Genomic DNA, 20001 nt, shown 5'->3' with positions numbered 1-20001 from the left:
CGACCCCCGATATGATCCCGGAAAGGCTTTGCTTTTTTGGGGCCAATGATGCCGCCTCGGAGTGAACCCCTTCACTTTGGCGGAATCCGCCTTCGCATAAGTTCTTGAATCATATAAGCTTGAGCTTGGGGTAGAGGACGATCAGGAGGGGTTTTGGCACTGGCTGCCGGCAGCACGACGCGTCTATGGACGCTTGTCGCGAAGGAGTTCTGGCGCAAAACGCGCCGGCGCCTGCGTGCCGGGCCGGTCTATCGTTGGCGCTATTCCGGCCGCACGCCGGAACGTGTGCTGATCGCGCCGCCGGACCTGCGCCTCGCCGACCCGCAGATCGCGCTCGAGATCTACTACGGCCGCTACCCCTTGTCGGGGCACATGGTCGAGACCGGCGGCAAGTCGCCTTTCCAGATCAACGTACCCAATCACGGCTGGCAAAAGACGCTGCATGGCTTTCGCTGGCTGCGCCACATGCGCGCCGCCGGCACCGAGCTCGCCGCCGCCAACGCCCGCGCGCTGGTTGCCGACTGGATCGCCATGCATGGCAGCCATATTTCCGGCGTTGCCTGGGAGCCCGGCACGACAGCCAAGCGCATCATCGCCTGGCTGCAGCATTCCTCCGTCGTGTTGCAGGGCGCCGAGTTTCCCTTCTACCGCGCCTTCCTGAAATCGCTCGCCATGCAGATCCGCTACCTCAGGTCGATGGCGCGCGAGATGCCGGACGGCAAGGACAGGCTGCGCGCCCGCATCGCACTGGCCTTCGCCGCGCTTTCCTTGCCGGCACCCGCATCGGCGCTGCGCGGCGCCACCCGCAACCTCGCCGAGGAACTCGACCGCCAGATCCTCGCCGACGGCGGGCACATCTCGCGCAATCCGATGGTGGTGCTGGAAATCCTCGCCGACCTTCTGCCGCTGCGCCAGACCTATGCCAACCAGGCGGAAACGCCGCCGCAGGCGCTGATCGGCGCCATCGACCGCATGCTGCCGGCGCTGCGTTTCTTCCGCCACCAGGACGGCAGCCTAGCCCGCTTCAACGGCATGGGCGCGACCATCCATGACCGCATCGCCACCATCCTGCGCCACGACGACACCGCCGGCGCACCGCTCCTGCATGCGCCGCATTCGGGCTATGAGCGCCTGTCGATGGGTGGCGTCACCGTCATCGCCGACACCGGCCTGCCGCCGCCGGTCGACGTTTCCAACGCCGCGCACGCCGGATGCCTCGCCTTCGAACTGTCGTCCGGCCGCCAGCACTACATCGTCAATGCCGGCATCGACACCTATGGCGCCGCCGAGTTCCGGCCGCTGGCCCGCGCCACGGCCGCGCACTCGACCGCCACCATCAACGACACCTCGTCGGCGCGCTTCAGCTATTCGCTGCGCGTCAACGACCTGCTCGGCTCGCCGTTGATCGGCGGCCCGCAGCACGTCCCGTGCAAGCGCACCGACCAGAAGGGCGTTCAGGGTTTCATCGCCCGCCACGATGGCTATGTCGCCCGCTTCGGCTTCCTGCATGAGCGCGAGCTGAAGCTGTCGACGAATGGCAACGTGCTGGCCGGCAGGGACCGGTTCCTGAGGCCGGGCAATGCCGCGATCCGCAACAACGGCCGCGATTTCATCACCGTCCGCTTCCACGTCCACCCCGACATCGACCTGCTGCAGGACGAGCACGATCGCCTGGTCCTGGCGGGAGATCAGGCCGACACCTGGGTGTTCACCTCCAGCGAGGTGGTGCCGGAGGTCGAGGAATCGATCTATTTCGCCGGCCTTGGCGGCCCGCGCCGCAGCCGGCAGATCGTGCTCGCCTTCAAGGCATCGGACGTTGCCGAGGTTCACTGGCAGCTGACGCGCACCAGCGTCGCCGGCTACCCGGAAAACAACTGACTGTGTCCGCCAGGACTGACCTTGCGGCTTGATTTCCTGATGTCATGTGCTACGGCGCGGACTTGCCCCTCCAGCCGTGAAAGGCCGCCAGCCCATGGCCGTCGCCGCCAAGAACATTCCCGCCCCTGACCTCGTTCCCGTCCGTCGCGCGCTGCTCTCCGTTTTCGACAAGACCGGCCTCATCGATTTCGCCAGGGCGCTGGCCGCCGCCGGCGTCGAGCTGGTCTCCACCGGCGGCACGGCCAAGGCGATCGCCGAAGCTGGCATGGCCGTGCGCGACGTTTCCGAGCTCACCGGTTTTCCCGAGATCATGGATGGCCGCGTCAAGACGCTGCATCCTTCGGTGCACGGCGCGCTGCTTGGCGTGCGCGACGACCCCGAGCATGTCAAGGCGATGCGCGACCACAAGATCGAGCCGATCGATCTGGTCGTCTCCAATCTCTACCCTTTCGAGGAAGTCCGCCGCTCCGGCGCCGACTATGCCGCGATCGTCGAGAACATCGACATTGGCGGCCCGGCGATGATCCGTGCCTCGGCCAAGAACCACGCCTATGTCGCCATCGTCACCGATCCCGGCGATTACGCTTCGGTGCTCAATGCGCTGGAGATGAATTTCGGCTCGCTGTCGCTGGATTTCCGCAAGAAGCTGGCGGCCAAGGCCTTTGCCCGCACCGCCAGCTATGACGCGGCGATTTCCGGCTGGTTCGCCGAGGCGCTCGAGATCGAGCATCCGACCTGGCGCGCCTTTGGCGGCAGGCTGGTCGAGGTGATGCGCTATGGCGAGAACCCGCACCAGAGCGCCGGCTTCTACGTCAACGGCGACAAGCGGCCGGGCGTCGCCACCGCACGCCAGCTTCAGGGCAAGCAGCTCTCCTACAACAACATCAACGACACCGACGCCGCTTTCGAACTGGTCGGCGAATTCGATCCGAACCGCTCCGCCGCCGTCGCCATCATCAAGCACGCCAATCCATGCGGCGTCGCTGAAGGCACGTCGCTGAAGGCAGCCTACGCCAAAGCGCTCGCCTGCGATCCGGTCTCGGCCTTCGGCGGCATCGTTGCCATGAACCGTGTCCTCGACGCCGAGGCGGCGGAAGAGATCGTGAAAACCTTCACCGAGGTCATCATCGCGCCCGGTGCGACCGACGAGGCGGCGGCAATCGTCGCGGCGAAGAAGAACCTGCGTCTGCTGGTCACCGATGGCTTGCCGGACCCGCGCGCCCCTGGCACGACGGTCAAATCCGTCGCCGGCGGCATGCTCGTCCAGGGCAGGGACAATGCCGTGGTCGACGACCTCGAGCTGAAGGTGGTGACCAAGCGGGCGCCGACAGCGGCCGAAATGGCCGACCTGAGGTTCGCCTTCCGCGTCGCCAAGCACGTCAAGTCGAACGCCATCGTCTACGTCAAGGGCGGAGCCACTGTCGGCATCGGCGCCGGCCAGATGAGCCGGGTCGATTCCTCACGCATCGCCGCTCGCAAGGCCTTCGACGCGGCCGAGGCAGCGGGCCTTGCCGAGCCGCTGACCAAGGGCTCTGTGGTAGCCTCCGACGCCTTCTTCCCCTTCGCCGATGGCCTGCTGTCGGCGATCGAAGCCGGCGCCACGGCGGTTATTCAGCCGGGCGGATCGATGCGCGACGACGACGTCATCGCCGCCGCCGACCAACACGGCATCGCCATGGTGTTTACGGGTGTGAGGCATTTCCGGCATTAGTCTAGGCGGCGCCTTCCCTTCTCCCCTAGGGGAGAAGGAAGAGGTGCTCACTCCGCCGGCCGGTCCGCCGGATACGGTGTGCGAACCAGGATCGCCATGCCGATGGCCAGGAACAGGATGATCACCGCCATGCCGAGCCGAGCCGAGCCGCTGACGGCGGTGATTGTCGCCACCAGGAATGGCGCCAGAAAGCTGGTTGCCCGACCGGCCAGCGCATAGATGCCGAAATAGCGGCCGGATTCCGCCGCCGTCACGCTGCGCGCCATGTAGGAACGTGACGACGCCTGCACCGGCCCAAAGGCCAGGCCAATCAGCAGGCCGTACATGATGTAGGCTTTTTCGGCCGCCGTGCCGAACAGCCCGCCCGAATCGACCGTCGGCATTTGTATCAGACCGAGCAGCGTGAAGCCCGGACCGGTCGAGACGACGCCGATGGTGGCGACCGACAGCATCACCAGCGCAATCATCACCACCACCTTGGAGCCGAGTGCGGTATCGAGGCGCGCGGCGATCCAGCAGCCGAAGATGGCGACGACGTTGAGGATGATGCCGAACATGCCGATCTCGGTGATCGACCAGTGGAACATCGCCGCCGCGAAGGTGCCACCCAGCGCCAGCAGCGCATTGACGCCGTCCTGGTAGATCATGCGGGCGACGAGGAAGCGGAAGATGCCACCGCGCCGCCGCACCTCGGCCAGCGTCGATTTCAGTTCCGACAGGCCTTCGCGCACCGCCGGCCCGATCGGAATGCCCTTGATGGCGTCCGGCGTGAAGAAGAACATCGGCAGGATGAACAGGAAATACCAGCCCGCCGACAGCGGTCCGGTGGCCCTGGCATCCTCGCCGAGCTTCGGATCGAGCCCGAACAGCGGGTCGATCCCGATGATCGTCTTGCCGGTTTCCGGCGAGCCAGCCATGCAGGTGACGACGAAGATCAGCGCGATCATGCCGCCGAGATAGCCGAGGCCCCAGGCAATGTTGGAGATCCGGCCGATCTCGCGTTTCGGCACCAGGCGCGGCATCATCGAATCGTTGAACACGGTCGAGAATTCCGCCGCCACCGAGGCCAGCGAAAACAAGGCCACGACCAGGAACAGGTTGGAGCCGGGCGCGGCGAACCAGAGCAGGGTCAGGCTGGTGATCTTGATCGCGGCGAAGAACGCGATCCATGGCTTGCGCGGTCCGGTCTGGTCGGCGATCGAGCCGAGGATCGGCGACAGCACGGCGATGACCAGTCCTGCCGCGGCGATTCCGTAACCCCAGACGGCCTGTCCGGTGTTCGGATCGCTCGCCATGCGCGAGACGAAATAGGGACCGAAGATGAAGGTGGTGACGACGGTGAAGAACGGCTGCGCCGCCCAGTCGAAGAACATCCATCCCCAGATGCCACGCCCCGACGCCCGCTGCACTGCCACCTCGGTCATGTCCCCTCCGTCTTTTTGTTGAGCATGATCCTGCTCGAAAACCCGCGTCCACTTTTCGGGATCATGCTTGACGAAGCCCCGAAGCAGGGCGCCGTATCGCTCTATAGCGTAGTTCCAGCCGGCAATCTTGCCCGATCTGGCAAGCGATCATCGCGCGGACAGATCGCTCATCAGGCCGGATGCGACCGACAGCCGCGACACGGTGATGTCGCCGCCCTCGGTCAGCGCCTGCAGCCGCTCGCGGATGCGAGCCACCCGCTCGCCGCCGGCCTCCAGCCACGCCGCCACCGGATCCGCCGCCTTGGCATGGCCGGTGAGCGCCGCCACCGCGATGCCACGCCGCGCCGCGCCGATCGTGTCTGTGGCGCGCGATAGCGCCAGCTGGTCGTAGTAATCGGAAGGCGTGATCGAACGCGCCGCGTCCTCGACGCGCGGGATGCGGAAGGCATCGCTGACCGCGAAGAACGCCTTCGCCGCGGCGACGATGTCGGCATTGGCTGTCCGCGCCGTCAGCGCGATGTCGGGGATCAGTTCGGCCACGTCGGTCAGCGCCAGCTGCTCGGCCAGCCGTTCCGGCGCGCCGCTCTTGAACAGACCATGCCGCTTCTCCTCGATCCGCTCGCGCGAGAAGGCCGGCAGCAGCGATGCGAGTTTCGGTTCCAGCGCCTTGCGTGCTTCCTGCAGTTCGGCGATGCGCTGGGCCAGCCCATCTGTGCCGGCATCGTTTTTGAGATACCAGCCGCTGGTCACGTAGATCAGCCGGCTGACCGCCTGGTAGAGATCGAGCTGGACCTGTCCGTCGATGTGGTTGTCGAGCGCATCGATCTCGCGATAGAGCGCCGGCAAGGCAAATCCGTCGCGGACGACCGCGAAGGTTCGGACAACGTCGGCGACGCTGCGACCGGTCGCCTCCTGCAGCCGGTTGACGAAGGACGGCCCGCCCCGGTTGACCAGATCGTTGGCGACGACGCGGGCGATGATTTCGCGGCGCAGGCGATGGCCGTGGATCTCGGACGCGAATTTCTTCGCCATGCGCTCCGGGAAATAGTCCATCAGGTCGCGGTCGAAATGCGGCTCGTCCGGCGCGTCGCTGGCGACGATGTCGGAAAACAGCACGATCTTGGCGTAGGCGAGCAGCACGCCGAGCTCGGCCCTGGTCAGCGGTTCCCCGCGTGCTTCGCGCTCGGCAAGGGCCGCCGGCGACGGCAACGTCTCCACGGTGCGATTGAGCAGGCCGCGCGCTTCCAGCGCCGCCATGAAGCGGCTTTGGTGAGCGATGTCGGCGAGCCCGCGCTTGCGAGCGATGGAAAGCGCCAGAGTCTGCTCGTAATTGTTGGAGAGCACCAGTGCGCCGACCTCCCCGGTCATCTCGGAGAGCAACTTGTTGCGTGCCGGGCGTGTCAGCGATCCCTTGCGCATGGCGGACGCCAGCGCGATCTTGATGTTGACCTCGACGTCGGAGCAGTTGACGCCGGCCGAATTGTCGATGGCGTCGGAATTGCAGCGACCGCCGTTCAGGCCGAACTCGATACGCGCCCGTTGCGTCACGCCGAGATTGGCGCCCTCGCCGATCACCTTGGCCCTCACGTCGAGCGCCGTGATGCGAATGGCGTCGTTGGCGCGGTCGCCGACATCGGCATTGGTCTCGGTGGATGCTCTCAGATAAGTGCCGATACCGCCGAACCACAGAAGGTCGACCGGCGCCTTGAGGATGGCGTTCATGATCTCGACCGGCGACGCCGTGGTCTTGCCAAGGCCGATGGCCGCGGCGGCCGCTGCCGGCAAGGTGATCGACTTCTGGTTGCGCGAGACGATGACGCCGCCTTCCGACAGTTTCGTCTTGTCGTAATCCTGCCAACTCGAACGCGGTAACGCGAACATGCGCTGGCGCTCGGCCAGCGATGCCGCCATGTCCGGATCCGGGTCGATGAAGATGTCGCGATGGTCGAAGGCGGCGATCAGCTGGGTCTTCTCGGACAGCAGCATGCCGTTGCCGAACACGTCGCCCGACATGTCGCCGACACCGACGACGGTGAAGGGGGAGGTCTGGATGTCGCGGTTCATCTCGCGGAAATGCCGCTTGACCGCTTCCCAGGCGCCCTTCGCAGTGATGCCCATTTTCTTGTGGTCGTAGCCGGCCGAACCGCCGCTGGCGAAGGCATCGTCGAGCCAGAAGCCATGGGCCTCGCTGATCGCGTTGGCGGTATCGGAGAAGGTCGCCGTGCCCTTGTCGGCGGCGACGACGAAATACGGATCGTCCTGGTCGCGGCGCACCACGCCGGTCGGCGGAATGACCCCCTCGAGGCCGATATTGTCGGTGATCGACAAAAGGCTCGAAACATAGTTCTTGTATGCCGACGTGCCGGCTTCGAAAACGGCGTCGCGGCTGCCGCCCGCCGGCAGGCGCTTGGGGAAGAACCCGCCCTTGGCGCCGACCGGCACGATAACGGCGTTCTTGACCTGCTGCGCCTTGACCAGGCCGAGCACCTCGGTGCGATAATCCTGGGCGCGGTCCGACCAGCGCAGGCCGCCCCGCGCCACCGGGCCGAAGCGCAGATGCACGCCTTCCACCTCGGAGCCGTAGACGAAGATCTCCCGCCAAGGCCGCGGCTCGGGCAATCCCTCGACCGAGCGCGAATCGAGCTTGATCGCCAGCGACTGGCCCTTGTCTTTCGTATCGGCAACGAAATGATTGGTGCGCAGCGAGGCTTCGATCAGGTTGAGATAGCGACGGATGATGGTGTCGTCGTCGATGTTGGGGACGTCTTCCAGCGCGTCCTTGATCTTGGCCTTGAGATGCTTGGCCGCCACGACGCCTTCCGTCTCGGCGGTAGGCCCGAGCCGGGCGAGGAACAGGGCATGCAGGCCGCGCGCGATCTCGGGATAGCGATTGAGCGCCGCGGCGATGAAATCCTGGCTCTGCGGGATGCCTACCTGCTGCAGATAGCGGCCATAGGCGCGCAGGATGGTGATCTCGCCCGACCAGAGGCCGGCGGTCTGAGCCAGGCCGTTGTAGCCATCATTGTCGACGTCGCCGCGCCAGACGGCGAGGAATGCGTCCTCGAACAGCGCGCCATGATCGCCAAGCTCGATCGGCTTGCCGTAGCTGTTCTCAAGCTCCATGTCGTGGATGAAGACCATGCCGGGCTGATCACTATTGATCATGCCGGGCTGATTACTATTGATCGTGCCGGTCGCGGCGTCGCCGACCTCGAAGGTGCGCTCGCTGATGACGCGGAAGCCGATGTTTTCCAGCACCGGCACCCGCCGCGACAGCGCCACCGGGCTGCCGTGGTGATAGATCTTCAGCGCCGCCTGGTGCGGCTTCTGCTCGCCGTGACGGTAATAGTCGATGGCGATCGGATTGCTGGCGCTGATCTTGGCGATGCGCCCGGCATCGACCAGCGCCACGGCTGGCGAGAAGCTGTCGCGATAGCTTTCGGAAAACCGCGAGGCGATCGCCGACAGCGCCGGATCGGCGCCGGATTCGGCCGCTGTTTCGCGCAGCGCGTCCTCCCAGGTCCGCACGATGTCGCGGATCGCCGCCTCGATCGTCGCCTGTTCGATTTTCGGCGTCTTGCCGCCGGAGCGGCCGATGATGAAGTGAACGCGCGCCAGCCCGCCTTCCGGGAAAGCCGGGTAGTAGGCCGACAGCCGCCCTTCGAACACCGTCTTGAGATAAGCGCCGATCTTCTCGCGCACGACACTGTCGTAGCGGTCGCGCGGCACGAATACGAGGATCGAGACGAAGCGGTCGAACTGGTCGGCGCGCACCAGCGCCCTGACGCGAGGCCGCTCCACCAGCCCCAGAATGGCCTCGGCGTGCTTGCGCAGAATTGGCACCGGAACCTGGAACAGCTCGTCGCGCGGATAACTCTCCAGCACGTTGATCAACGCCTTGCCGGAATGATCCTCCGGATTGAAGCCGGATTTGGCGATGATGGTTTCGGCCTTCGACCTGAGATACGGGATTTTCATCACCGAGCGCGTGTAGGCGGTTGACGTGAACAGGCCGACGATGCGCAGCTCGCCCGAAAGTACCCCCTTGGCGGTGTAGGTCTTGACGCCGATGTAGTCGAGATAGATGCGGCGATGCACCGCCGACTTGGCATTCGCCTTGGTGACGATCAGCGGCTCCGGCCCGTGCAGGAAGGCACGGATCTCCGGTGTCGTTGTCACTGCTTCGGTGCCGCGCCTGAGCACCAGCACGTCGGGATCGGCCAGGATGCCGAGTCCGGGCTTGTCGGAACGCTCCAGCATGCCGCTTTTCTCGCTGCCGGTGTACTTGAACTCGCGCATGCCGAGAAAGGTGAAATTGTCATCGCGCAGCCATTCGAGGAAGGCGATCGCCTCGGTGACGTTGGCCTTGTCGAGCGGCACCGGCGCGTAGCGGAATTCGGAGATCGCCTGGTCGAGCCGGGCCAGCATCGGCTTCCAGTCGGTGACCGCGGCGCGCACCTGGCCCAGAAGCTTCTTCAACCGTCCGGCCAAGGCCTCGGCATGTTCGACGGAAAGCCGGCCGATATGGACATGAATCACGCTCAGCCGGTCGTGGGCGGTGTCGCTCTTGACGGTGCCGCCGTCGCCGAGGATTTCCTCGACGCCGCCCTTGCCATGTTTGACGACGATAACCGGATGGGTAACCAGGAGCGGCTCACCGGCAGCGTCGGTGATTTCGCCGAGGATGGAATCGAACAGAAACGGCATGTTGTCGTTGACGACGGTGATGACGGTCATCGGCCGGCCCTGGCGGACGACACCGGAATCGACATCGATCGCGACGACGCAGTCGCCCTTCTTGTGGCGCGCGACAGCACGCCCGGCGAGATCCGCGGCGCGCACGAGGTCGGCCACGTCATAGGCGGCGATGTCTTCGGCAGGAGCTCGGGCCAGCAGATAATCGGCGAGCTTGCCGGACTTGTCTTCCCCCTTTGCCTGGCTCTTTTTTGGCTGACTTGCGGTTTTCAGGCTGGCCATGACGCTAATTCCCTCCCGTCACATGCTTTTGCGACTATGGTAGCAGATGACTGCTGTTTGGCGACAAAGGTTTGACGGCTTGCAAAGAAATATCGGAATTCGGCGGCAAGCCACCGCGTGATGAGGAGAAACACCCGATGACCGGCAAAATCACCGCGCTTGACCTCGGCAATGCGGACCTCAGCGAGGCGACAAAAGCCTATTTCGCCAAATGCGAGGAGAAGCTCGGCCTCGTTCCCAACGTGCTCCAGGCCTACGCCTTCGACGACAGGAAGCTTCGCGCTTTCACCGACATGTACAATGATCTGATGCTCGGAGAATCCGGCCTGTCGAAGCTGGAGCGCGAGATGATCGCGGTCGTCGTCTCCTCCATCAACCATTGCTATTATTGCCTGACCGCGCATGGCGCGGCGGTGCGCCAGCTGTCCGGCGAGCCGGCGCTCGGCGAGATGATGGTGATGAATTTTCGCGCCGCCGATCTTTCGCCCAGACAGACGGCGATGCTCGAATTCGCGGTCAAGCTGACCGAGGATCCGGCGAAGATCGTCGAGGCCGACCGGGCGGCACTGCGCCATGCCGGTTTTTCCGACCGCGACATCTGGGACATCGCTTCGACCGCTTCCTTCTTCAACATGTCGAACAGGGTCGCCGCGGCAATCGACATGCGGCCGAACGACGAGTACCACGCGATGGCGCGGTGAGGCTCGGCGCTGGAACCCAACCGCGCCTATATTAGCTATTTCGCATTCTCGTTGCTTGTTTGCCGGTTTGGTCCGATGATCAGCGTGCGGCATGACCGCATGCCGGTTCGATGCCGCTGAACAAGGGAGGAGAACATGGCGAAGTTTCTCTACATCTATCACGGCTCCGGCAAGATGCCGACGAGCGAAGCCGAGCGGAAGGCGATGATGGACGCCTGGACAGGCTGGTTCGGAAAGCTTGGCTCGGCCGTCGTCGACAGCGGCAATCCAGTCGGCATGTCGAAGACCGTCCTGCCCGGTGGCAAGGTGGAGAACAATGGCGGCAGCAACCCGACCGGTGGCTACTCGATCATCGAAGCCAAGGATATCGACGATGCCGCCGAAAAGGCCAGAGGTTGCCCGATGCTGGCCATGCCGAACTGCAACGTCGAAATCGCGCCGATCATCAATATGATGAGCTGACGCCTCGCCTCAGGAGCGTGCCGCGATCGCTGCCGCGGCACCCGCCATGGTGCCGGCGCTGACGCGGTTGGCGATCTTCATGGCGCGCTTGCTTTTCAACAGCTTGCGCGCCTGCGAGGCGGCGAGTACCCAGGCGAGGTCGATGGCGACCAGCACCACGGCCATGGTCGCCGTCAACTCGACCCAGCCGACGAGGCTGACCGAAGCAAGGTCGATGATGGTCGGCAACAGCGCCAGGTAGAACATCATGATCTTGGGGTTGCCGAGCGTCACTGCCATGCCGGCGAAGAACAATTTGACGGCCGAATCCTCGCGCGGCATCTCGCCCTCGCGCGCCTCGACCGGCGCGGTCCACATCTTCCAGGCGAGGTAAGCAAGATAAGCAACGCCAACCCATTTCACCACGACGAAGGCAAAATGGAAGGTCTGCGCCACGACAGCCAGCCCGAACACCGCCAGCGACAGCCAGATGCCCTCGCCGATCCACATGGCGAGCAGGAACGGGAACACGTCGCGAAAGCCCTTCGAGATGACCCGCGCCACGAGTGCCGCGATCGACGGACCGGGAGAGCCGGCGGCGACGAACAAAGCGGCGGCGAAGATCAGGAGCGAGGTGAGGTGCATGGCACTGCCTTTCAGCGGTTGAGCGGCGAACGATATCCGATCGATATCACCGCTTGCAATGTCGGGGTCGGCAGTCCCCGACCGGCTCAGCGTTCGGTCTTGCCCTTGACTGCCATGCCTGGCTTGCGTCAGGTCGATCTTGCCGAGAAGGCAGGAGGAGAAGTTTTCGTGATTGTGCAAAGTTGGCGCGCGATCGTTCGACGGTTCGCAATGCTGGCTATCCTGACAGCCAACATTGCGCTGAGCGGGGCGTCCCTGGCCGTCGCATCGTCGAGGACGCCGCCAAAGTATGATCACGTCGTTGTCGTCATCATGGAGAACCACGCCTTTGAGCAAATTTCCCAGGCGGGACGAGCTGCTCCCTATTTGAACAAGCTGGCAAAGGGCGGTGCCCTGTTCGATCGATCCTACGGGGTTGCTCACCCCAGCCAACCCAACTACTTCGCGCTGTTCAGCGGCTTGACGCAAGATGTCCATGACGATGGCATGCACAGCTTTGCAGCGCCGAACTTGGCCGCTCGTCTTCGGGCTCATGGCAAGACGTTTGCGGGCTACGTCGAAGCCGGATCGCCGCGAAAACATAATCCCTGGGAATCGTTTGCGGACGCGAAGGGATTTGAGAAGTCTTTGGCCCAGTTCCCTCGCGACTACGCGAAGCTACCAGCCGTGAGTTTCGTGATCCCCAATCTCAAGAACGACATGCACGATGGCACGATAGAGACGGCTGACACCTGGTTGAAAGATCATCTTGGAGGCTACGCCGTCTGGTCGAAGAAAAATCACGGCCTTTTGATAGTGACGTTCGACGAAGACGACTACCATCCAGAGAATCATATATTTACTGTATTCTACGGATTTGGAATCATCCCAGGACGGTACTCCGAAAAGATCGATCACTATTCGGTCCTGCGAACAATTGAAGACATAGAAAGCATCCCTCCCTTGGGCATCAGCGTCATCAGAGGGGTGATCGCAAGTGGCTGGAGCCGACGGTAATTCCTCACCGGACAAGCGCTGACAGTCCCTCCTCCCATCGTCTCGACAATTGGCAGTCTCCAAACAAAGTCGGAAGTCACTGCCGCCTTGCCGTCGTCATTGGCTACGGCTAGAAATTCCGCCTCGAAACAATTTTGAGCTTCACTTTGCCTACGTAACCGCCGGTCTCGTCAACTCCCCCGACACAATGCATGGCGCCGCATTCGCGGTGTCTGTTTTCATTTTCACGTGTTCCTCTGGGCGGCGGTTCGAGACCGGTTTGGCACTGCTGAACCGCTGTCGCGCGCAACCGCCCGTGACGCCTGATTTCCGATAATAGCAAGCTTGCGCCACGCCGTGCCCGCCATGGGCATCTCGACATCGCCGACCTGATGAACTTCCCGACGGGAAGGGCTTATCGGCATGTCTGGTTATCTGTGCATCCACTGGGCGATCACGCCTGAAATCGCGCCTCGACCGCTCATCAACTGCAATCGCTGCGGCACCGTGAAGGCCTATCGCTGCAGCGAAAAATTTCGCGTCAACGCCAACGGCAAGCGCATCGACGTCTGGCTGATCTATCGCTGCATCGACTGCGACAATTCCTGGAATTTCGGCATTCTCGAGCGCTGCAACCGCCGCGACATCGAGCCGGTGCTGTTGCAGGCGCTTGAAAGCAACGATCCGGCATTGGCGCGGCGCCACGCTTTCGATGTCATTGCGCTGCGTAGCCGTGTGGGGCGTGTCGAAGAGTTTCCCGATGTTGCCGTCCACAAGCAAAGGCTCGGCGACACAGACACAAGGGAAAGCGCAACCGTGCTGGAACTCAAGCTCGGGCTCGAAATGCCGACATCGCTGCGGCTCGACCGGCTGCTTGCCAACGAACTCGCCATATCGCGATCACGGCTTCAGGCGCTGGAAGACAGGCGATTGCTGGTTATTGACCCGGACGGCGCCAAGGCCCTGCGCAAGCCGGCCCGGGATGGAGCGACGATCCGCATCGATCTCGTCGCCGAGCCCGACCGGCAGGCCATCATTTCGGCTGCCGGTGGATAAATGAAAAAAGGGGCGGAGCACATGAGTGCTCCACCCCTCTCAGCTGTTGGAAAATTGAGAGCTTACGCCGCGCCGACCGCCTTGGCCGACTTCTCGAAGCGCTTGCGCTCGTTCGGATCGAGATAGAGCTTGCGCAGGCGGATCGTCTTTGGCGTCACCTCGACCAGCTCGTCATCCTGGATCCAGGCCAGCGCGCGCTCCAGCGTCATGCGGATCGGCGGGGTGAGCTTGACCGCCTCGTCCTTGCCGGCGGCGCGGATGTTGGTCAGCTTCTTGCCCTTGAGCACGTTCACTTCGAGATCGTTGTCTCTGGTGTGAATGCCGATGATCATGCCCTGATAGACCTTGACGCCCGGGTCGATGACCATCGGGCCACGGTCTTCCAGGTTCCACATGGCGTAGGCCACCGCCTCGCCCTGCTCGTTCGAGATCAGCACGCCATTGGTGCGGCCCGCCAACTCGCCCTTGTAGGGTTCATAGGCATGGAACAGCCGGTTCATCACGGCGGTGCCGCGCGTGTCGGTCAACAGTTCCGACTGGTAGCCGATCAGGCCGCGCGTCGGCGCGTGGAAGACGATGCGCTGGCGATTGCCGCCGGACGGGCGCAACTCGACCATCTCGGCCTTGCGCTCCGACATCTTCTGCACGACGATACCAGCATGCTCCTCGTCGACGTCGATGACGACTTCCTCGACCGGCTCCAGCAATTCGCCGTTCTCGCCCTTCTGCATGACCACGCGCGGCCGCGACACGGCGATCTCGAAACCTTCGCGGCGCATCGTTTCGATCAGCACGGCCAGCTGCAATTCGCCGCGGCCGGAGACGAAGAACGAATCCTTGTCCGGCGATTCCTCGATCTTGAGCGCGACATTGCCTTCGGCCTCGCGCAGCAGGCGGTCGCGGATGACACGGCTGGTCACCTTGTCGCCTTCGGTGCCGGCCAGCGGTGAATCGTTGACCAGGAACGACATGGTCACGGTCGGCGGATCGATCGGCTGCGCATGCAGCGGCTCGGTCACCGAAGGGTCGCAGAATGTGTCGGCGACGGTGCCTTTCGACAGGCCAGCAATGGCGACGATGTCGCCCGCCTGCGCTTCTTCGATCGGCTGGCGCTCGAGGCCGCGGAAAGCGAGGATCTTCGAGATGCGTCCGGTTTCGACCAGCGTGCCGTCATGGTGCAGCACCTTGACCGGCTGGTTGGATTTCAGCGTGCCGGATTCGATGCGGCCGGTGATGATGCGGCCGAGGAAGGGATTGGCTTCCAGAATGGTGCCGATCATGCGGAACGGACCGGGATGCACGGTCGGCGCCGGCACATGCTTGATGACGAGGTCGAACAGCGGCGCCAGGCCCTGGTCCTTCGGGCCTTCCGGATTTTCGGACACCCAGCCGTCGCGGCCCGAGCCGTAGAGAATCGGGAAGTCGAGCTGCTCGTCGGTGGCATCGAGCGCGGCAAACAGGTCGAACACCTCGTTGACCACCTCGACATGGCGGGCGTCGGGGCGGTCGATCTTGTTGATGACGACGATCGGCTTCAGGCCGACCTTGAGCGCCTTGCCGACGACGAACTTGGTTTGCGGCATCGGCCCTTCGGCGGCATCGACCAGCACGATGGCCGAATCCACCATCGACAGGATGCGTTCGACCTCGCCGCCGAAATCGGCGTGGCCGGGGGTGTCGACGATGTTGATGCGGGTGTCCTTCCAGTCGACCGAGGTCGCCTTGGCTAGGATGGTGATGCCACGTTCCTTTTCGAGGTCGTTGGAATCCATGGCGCGCTCGGCGACGCGCTGATTGTCGCGGAAGGAGCCGGATTGCCGCAGCAATTGGTCGACGAGGGTGGTTTTTCCATGGTCGACGTGCGCGATGATCGCGATATTACGGATTTTCATGTTCTGGTCTCGGGAGCGTTGCAGGCAGCAGGCCAAAAGGCGCTGCCTCTTTCGGTTGCGCGGCTCATACAGGGTTTTTCGCATTTGCGAAAGGGGAAGCGCGACACCAAATACTCATCAAATCTTAAGCATCCTCGTGTGAGATGATTTTGTTAACCAAGGCGGGAACCTTTCAGGGTCCCGGGCAGTTCGAACATCATGACCGATAAACTCAACCGATTTTGGCCGCTCATCGCATCGGTAGCCTTTGCCGTCCTGCTGGCGGCCAACGCCGCGCAGTCGGCCGCGACGCAGAAGGAAGCACGCCCTGCCTTGTCGGCGGACGCGCCGTCGGCCGAACAGGTGTTCGCCGACGCGCCCGACGGCGTCGACCCGATGGTGACCGGCCCGGTCAGCGCCGCCTTCAAGCAGAGGCAGGACGCCGCCAATTGCGACAGCGCCGTCTGGCCGAACATCCCGATGGTCTGCTATCCGGATTGACGAGCGCGGTCTGCGGTCGTCATCCCAGGGCGTAGCAGGAGCGAAGCGACGTCGCGAAGACCCTGGGATCCAGCCGTGACATCCCCCGAAAAACGCTGCGGCGCAGAATGAAAGCCGTTCCGCCGCACTCCTTCGCTTATGCCGACCGCACCGGGTCGAGCGTGACCTTGTAGAGTTCGTTGTCCTCGCGATCCATCAGCCGCACTGTCATCTGTTCGCTGGCGCCGTTGATATCGACCAGCCCGAAGAACTGCAGGCCGGCCGATGGCGGCAGGTTCTGGCCCTGCTCGGCGGTCGGCGCCTTGATGAACTTCAGTTCCGGACCGAAGGTCATGTCGAAATCGTTGGGGCCGAACGTGCCGGCATGGATCGGTCCTGAGACGAATTCCCAGAACGGATTGAAATCCTGGAACTGCGCCTTGTCGGGATTGTAGTAGTGCGCCGCCGTGTAGTGCACGTCGGCGGTTAGCCAGACGGTGTTGCTGATGCCGGCGTTCTTGATGTAGCGCAGCAGGTCCACGATCTCGAGCTCGCGACCCTTTGGCGCACCATTGTCGCCATTGCTGACTGCCTCGGCGCCCACCTTCTTGGCCCCGTCATCCCAGACGATGAGGCCCAGCGGCATGTCGGCGGCAATGATTTTCCAGGTCGCCTTCGAATTTGCCAGCTCTCGCTTCAGCCACTTCGTCTGCTGTTCGCCGAGCATGCGCGATTGCGGCGTCATCTCATCCTGCATGTCCGGACCGTTGGGCCCGCGATAGGAACGCATGTCGAGGAAGAACACGTCGAGCAGCGGTCCGTAGGCTATTTTGCGATAGACGCGGCCGGGCTCGGACGGTTCGTAGCGGATCGTCGTCATCTCGTGGAAGGCGCGCGCCGCACGTGCCGCCAGCACATGGATGGATTTCTCCGTGTAGCGGTTGTCGGCGCTCAGATCCTTCGAATCCGACCAGTTGTTCAGCACCTCGTGGTCGTCCCACTGGTAGAAGGTCGGACAGATGGCGCTCAAGCCCAGCACGTTCCTGTCCATCATGTTGTATTTCCACTGGTCGCGATATTCGTCCAGCGTCTCGGCGACCTTGCGCTTGCCGTCGATGAGCACGGCGTTCTTCCACTTGCCGCCGCCGGGCAGGTCGACCTCGTCCTTCATCGCGCCGTCGGCATAGATGGTGTCCCCCGAATGCAGGAAGAAATCGGGCGTGTGCTTGCCAATGGTGGCGTAGGTCTTCATGCCGGTCTCGTCGATGCCCCAGCCCTGGCCGGCGGTGTCGCCCGACCAGGCGAACCTGATGTCGCGCCTGGAGGCGGGCGCGGTACGGAAACGGCCGGTGATCGGCTCCGAGACGGCGTTGATGTCGGCGAGATCGGCCGCCGTCATGCGATAGAAGATGTCCTGGTCGGAGGCGAGATCGGTGAGCAGCCGCTTCACCGTGTAGTCGCTGGCCGGCGAGGTATCGAGCGGCGCGAGCCGGGTCGCATTGGCGAAATTCTCCGTCGACGACACCTCGAACATGACGCGAGACGGGCGATCCGTGCGCGTCCACACCATGCCGCTGGTCGCGTCGACATCGCCCGACTGGACGCCATGCGTGAAGGCCGGGCGCTGGCTGGCGCGCGAATAGTATGGCAGCGCCAGGCCGGAAACGCCGACCAGGCCAACGGCACTGGCGGAAGTGACGAAAGCGCGGCGGGTCATCGAGAGCTTGTTCATGGCTGTCTCCTGGATGGCGTTGAACGGTGCCATCAAGGTCCAGCCTCAATGTTTCAGCGGCATCTCGAAACCATGAAGTTTTTCTGACAATGCACTGGCAAGGCGGGCCGCCGGCTATGCAGCCTGCGGCTCGGGATCGAAGGCGGGGCGGCTGGTGTTGATCAGCAGCGAGATGCAGGCTGCGGCGATCGCCGTCATGCCGGCGATCAGGAACGCCAGCTCATAATTGCCCTGCAGCTCGCGCATGGTGCCGCCGAAGGCCGCGGCCGTGGCCGCCCCGACCTGATGGCCGGCGACGATCCAGCCGAACACGATCGGCCCGCTGCGGTCGCCGAACGCCTCGTTGGCGAGCCTCAGCGTCGGCGGCACGGTGGCGATCCAGTCGAGGCCGTAGAGGACCGCGAAAATGATCAGGCTGGTCGCCGAGAAGCCGGAATAGGGCAGATAGATCAGCGACAGGCCGCGGATGCCATAGTAGACGCCGAGCAGCTTGCGCGGGTCGAAGCGGTCGGTGAGCCAGCCCGACAGCGTCGTGCCGATCAGGTCGAAGATGCCCATCATCGACAGCAGGCCGGCCGCCTGCACCTCGCCGATGCCCATGTCGCCGCAGAACGCGATCAGATGCGTGCCGACCAGCCCGTTGGTGGTGAAGCCGCAGACGAAGAAGGTGGCGAACAGGTACCAGAACACCCGCGTGCCGGCGGCGCGCCGCAGCGTGTTGAGCGTGTGGGCGAGGAAATTGCCTCGCGAGGCCGGCGATGTCGGCGGCACGTCATCGGCCTCGGCGCCAAACCGCACCATGCCGATCGAGGCCGGGCGCTCCGGCACCAGCAGCCAGACCAGCGGCAGAAGACAGGCGGTGGCGACCGCCACGGCGATGGCGACCGGCTTCCAGCCGCCCGACTGGGCGAGCGAGGCGAGCAGCGGCAGGAACACCAGCAGGCCGGTGGCGCTGGAGGCCGACATCAGCCCCATGACAAGGCCGCGATTGGTCTTGAACCAGCGATTGACGATGGTTGCGCCGAGCACAGTGGCGACCGCGCCGGAACCGATGCCGGAAAACACACCCCAGGTGATGAACAGATGCCATGGCTTGGTCATCAGCAGGCTGAGCGCGGTCGACCCCGACATCACCACCAACGAGGCGAGCAGCGTGCGGCGCAACCCGATCCGCTCCATCAGGGCAGCGGCAAACGGCCCGGTCAGACCGTAGAGGAAGATGCCGATGGCAGCGGCCACCGAAACCACATCACGCCCCCAGCCGAAGCTGTTTTCCAGCGGCAGCATCATCACGGCAGGCGCCGAACGAAGGCCGGCCGCGATCAGCAGGCAGAGGAAGATGACGCCAACCACGACGAAAGCGTAGCGCTGGCCAAATGGACGGGATTGAGCTATCATGTTACTGACCGGTACGTTGCAGGGGTGGGATGATGTATACGTACCGATCGGTAACATTGTCAATCGAGTCACAGGATGCCAACGGACAAAAATATTGAACCGACCATCAACGACGGTCATGCATCGGCGCCGCCGAGGGCCGCCAAGAAGATTCTCGACGTGGCGCGCGACCTGTTCTACCGGCAAGGCATCAGGGCGATAGGCGTCGACGAGATCGTCAGGCGCGCCGGCGTCACCAAGCCGAGCCTCTATCGCAGCTTTCCCTCCAAGGACGAGCTGGCGGCCTCCTACCTCCGGCAGTACGACCTTGAGTTCTGGGATCGCTTCGACGAGGCGGTGGACGCTCATCCCGGCGACCCGCGCGCACAGATCAAGGCTTTCCTGACCCGCGTCGGCAAGCGCACGCAGATGCCGCAATATCGCGGCTGTGGCATGACCAACGCGGCTGTCGAATATCCCGAACGGGGCCACCCGGCGCGCGTGGTCAGCGAGGCCAACAAGCAGGAATTGCGCCGGCGCCTGCGCGCCATGGCGGTCGCGATGGGCGCCGGCGATGCCGACACGCTCGGCGACGGGCTGCTGCTCCTGATCGAGGGCGCCTATATCAGCGGCCAGCTGTTCGGTGCTGGCGGACCGGCGCAGTCGGTGGCGACGAATGCCGACCTGCTGATCGAAGCAAGCTTGAAGAAATAGCGATTGGCGATACGCTGGG

At 63.9% G+C, this 20001-nt stretch carries 14 protein-coding genes; 8 read left to right on the top strand and 6 right to left on the bottom strand.

What is annotated here, in order from left to right:
• The first annotated feature begins 153 nt into the window (after window positions 1-153).
• Together BLS48_RS06450 and purH are read left to right on the top strand one after the other, a co-directional pair.
• A complete protein-coding gene (locus tag BLS48_RS06450) occupies window positions 154-1878 on the top strand; it encodes a heparinase II/III family protein (RefSeq protein ID WP_091576137.1) in 1725 nt (574 codons plus the stop codon).
• 94 nt (window positions 1879-1972) lie between these two features.
• Window positions 1973-3589 (top strand): bifunctional phosphoribosylaminoimidazolecarboxamide formyltransferase/IMP cyclohydrolase, encoded by a 1617-nt coding sequence (gene purH / locus BLS48_RS06445; protein WP_091576136.1) that lies wholly within the window; start codon window positions 1973-1975, stop codon window positions 3587-3589.
• A 47-nt stretch (window positions 3590-3636) separates the two neighbouring features.
• Here the strand turns inward: purH and BLS48_RS06440 are convergent, their stop codons facing one another.
• Together BLS48_RS06440 and BLS48_RS06435 are read right to left on the bottom strand one after the other, a co-directional pair.
• Window positions 3637-5013: an MFS transporter gene (locus tag BLS48_RS06440; protein ID WP_091576135.1), complete on the bottom strand. Its 1377-nt coding sequence runs from the start codon at window positions 5011-5013 to the stop codon at window positions 3637-3639.
• A 147-nt stretch (window positions 5014-5160) separates the two neighbouring features.
• Entirely contained in the window at window positions 5161-9990 is a 4830-nt protein-coding gene (locus BLS48_RS06435) for an NAD-glutamate dehydrogenase (protein ID WP_091576134.1), read from the bottom strand.
• 137 nt (window positions 9991-10127) lie between these two features.
• Here BLS48_RS06435 and BLS48_RS06430 point away from each other — a divergent pair, with 137 nt between their 5' ends.
• Both BLS48_RS06430 and BLS48_RS06425 read left to right on the top strand, forming a co-directional pair.
• Window positions 10128-10691, top strand: coding sequence for a peroxidase-related enzyme (locus BLS48_RS06430; RefSeq protein WP_091576250.1), 564 nt, complete (start codon window positions 10128-10130; stop codon window positions 10689-10691).
• Window positions 10692-10826: 135 nt separating this feature from the next.
• Window positions 10827-11153 (top strand): YciI family protein, encoded by a 327-nt coding sequence (locus tag BLS48_RS06425; protein WP_091576133.1) that lies wholly within the window; start codon window positions 10827-10829, stop codon window positions 11151-11153.
• Between the two features lie 9 nt (window positions 11154-11162).
• Here the strand turns inward: BLS48_RS06425 and BLS48_RS06420 are convergent, their stop codons facing one another.
• A complete protein-coding gene (locus BLS48_RS06420) occupies window positions 11163-11777 on the bottom strand; it encodes a LysE family translocator (RefSeq protein WP_091576249.1) in 615 nt (204 codons plus the stop codon).
• On the opposite strand from BLS48_RS06420, the gene BLS48_RS06415 reads away from it, so the two are divergent.
• Together BLS48_RS06415 and BLS48_RS06410 are read left to right on the top strand one after the other, a co-directional pair.
• Window positions 11772-12773 carry an alkaline phosphatase family protein gene (locus BLS48_RS06415; RefSeq protein WP_244529523.1) on the top strand — a complete coding sequence of 334 codons (1002 nt, stop codon included), beginning with the start codon at window positions 11772-11774 and terminating at the stop codon, window positions 12771-12773. The two genes, BLS48_RS06420 and BLS48_RS06415, sit on opposite strands and share 6 nt — an antisense overlap.
• A gap of 402 nt (window positions 12774-13175) precedes the next feature.
• Window positions 13176-13808: a DUF1062 domain-containing protein gene (locus BLS48_RS06410; protein ID WP_091576131.1), complete on the top strand. Its 633-nt coding sequence runs from the start codon at window positions 13176-13178 to the stop codon at window positions 13806-13808.
• A 62-nt stretch (window positions 13809-13870) separates the two neighbouring features.
• Here the strand turns inward: BLS48_RS06410 and typA are convergent, their stop codons facing one another.
• On the bottom strand, window positions 13871-15700 hold the full coding sequence (gene typA / locus BLS48_RS06405) for a translational GTPase TypA (protein WP_091576130.1): 1830 nt from the start codon (window positions 15698-15700) through the stop codon (window positions 13871-13873).
• A gap of 198 nt (window positions 15701-15898) precedes the next feature.
• Here typA and BLS48_RS06400 point away from each other — a divergent pair, with 198 nt between their 5' ends.
• Complete coding sequence (locus tag BLS48_RS06400; RefSeq protein WP_091576129.1) at window positions 15899-16180, top strand: hypothetical protein; 282 nt, start codon at window positions 15899-15901, stop codon at window positions 16178-16180.
• A gap of 136 nt (window positions 16181-16316) precedes the next feature.
• Here BLS48_RS06400 and BLS48_RS06395 read toward each other — a convergent pair whose 3' ends face one another.
• Together BLS48_RS06395 and BLS48_RS06390 are read right to left on the bottom strand one after the other, a co-directional pair.
• On the bottom strand, window positions 16317-17891 hold the full coding sequence (locus BLS48_RS06395; RefSeq protein WP_091576248.1) for an alkaline phosphatase D family protein: 1575 nt from the start codon (window positions 17889-17891) through the stop codon (window positions 16317-16319).
• Between the two features lie 114 nt (window positions 17892-18005).
• A complete protein-coding gene (locus BLS48_RS06390) occupies window positions 18006-19289 on the bottom strand; it encodes an MFS transporter (RefSeq protein ID WP_091576128.1) in 1284 nt (427 codons plus the stop codon).
• Between the two features lie 75 nt (window positions 19290-19364).
• Here BLS48_RS06390 and BLS48_RS06385 point away from each other — a divergent pair, with 75 nt between their 5' ends.
• Entirely contained in the window at window positions 19365-19982 is a 618-nt protein-coding gene (locus tag BLS48_RS06385; RefSeq protein ID WP_091576127.1) for a TetR/AcrR family transcriptional regulator, read from the top strand.
• The last annotated feature ends 19 nt before the right edge of the window (window positions 19983-20001 follow it).

The sequence above is a fragment of the Mesorhizobium qingshengii genome, from assembly GCF_900103325.1.
GTDB lineage: Bacteria > Pseudomonadota > Alphaproteobacteria > Rhizobiales > Rhizobiaceae > Mesorhizobium > Mesorhizobium qingshengii.
The sequence above is the reverse complement of the archived record's forward strand: the minus strand, read 5'-3'. Positions and strand labels throughout refer to the sequence as shown.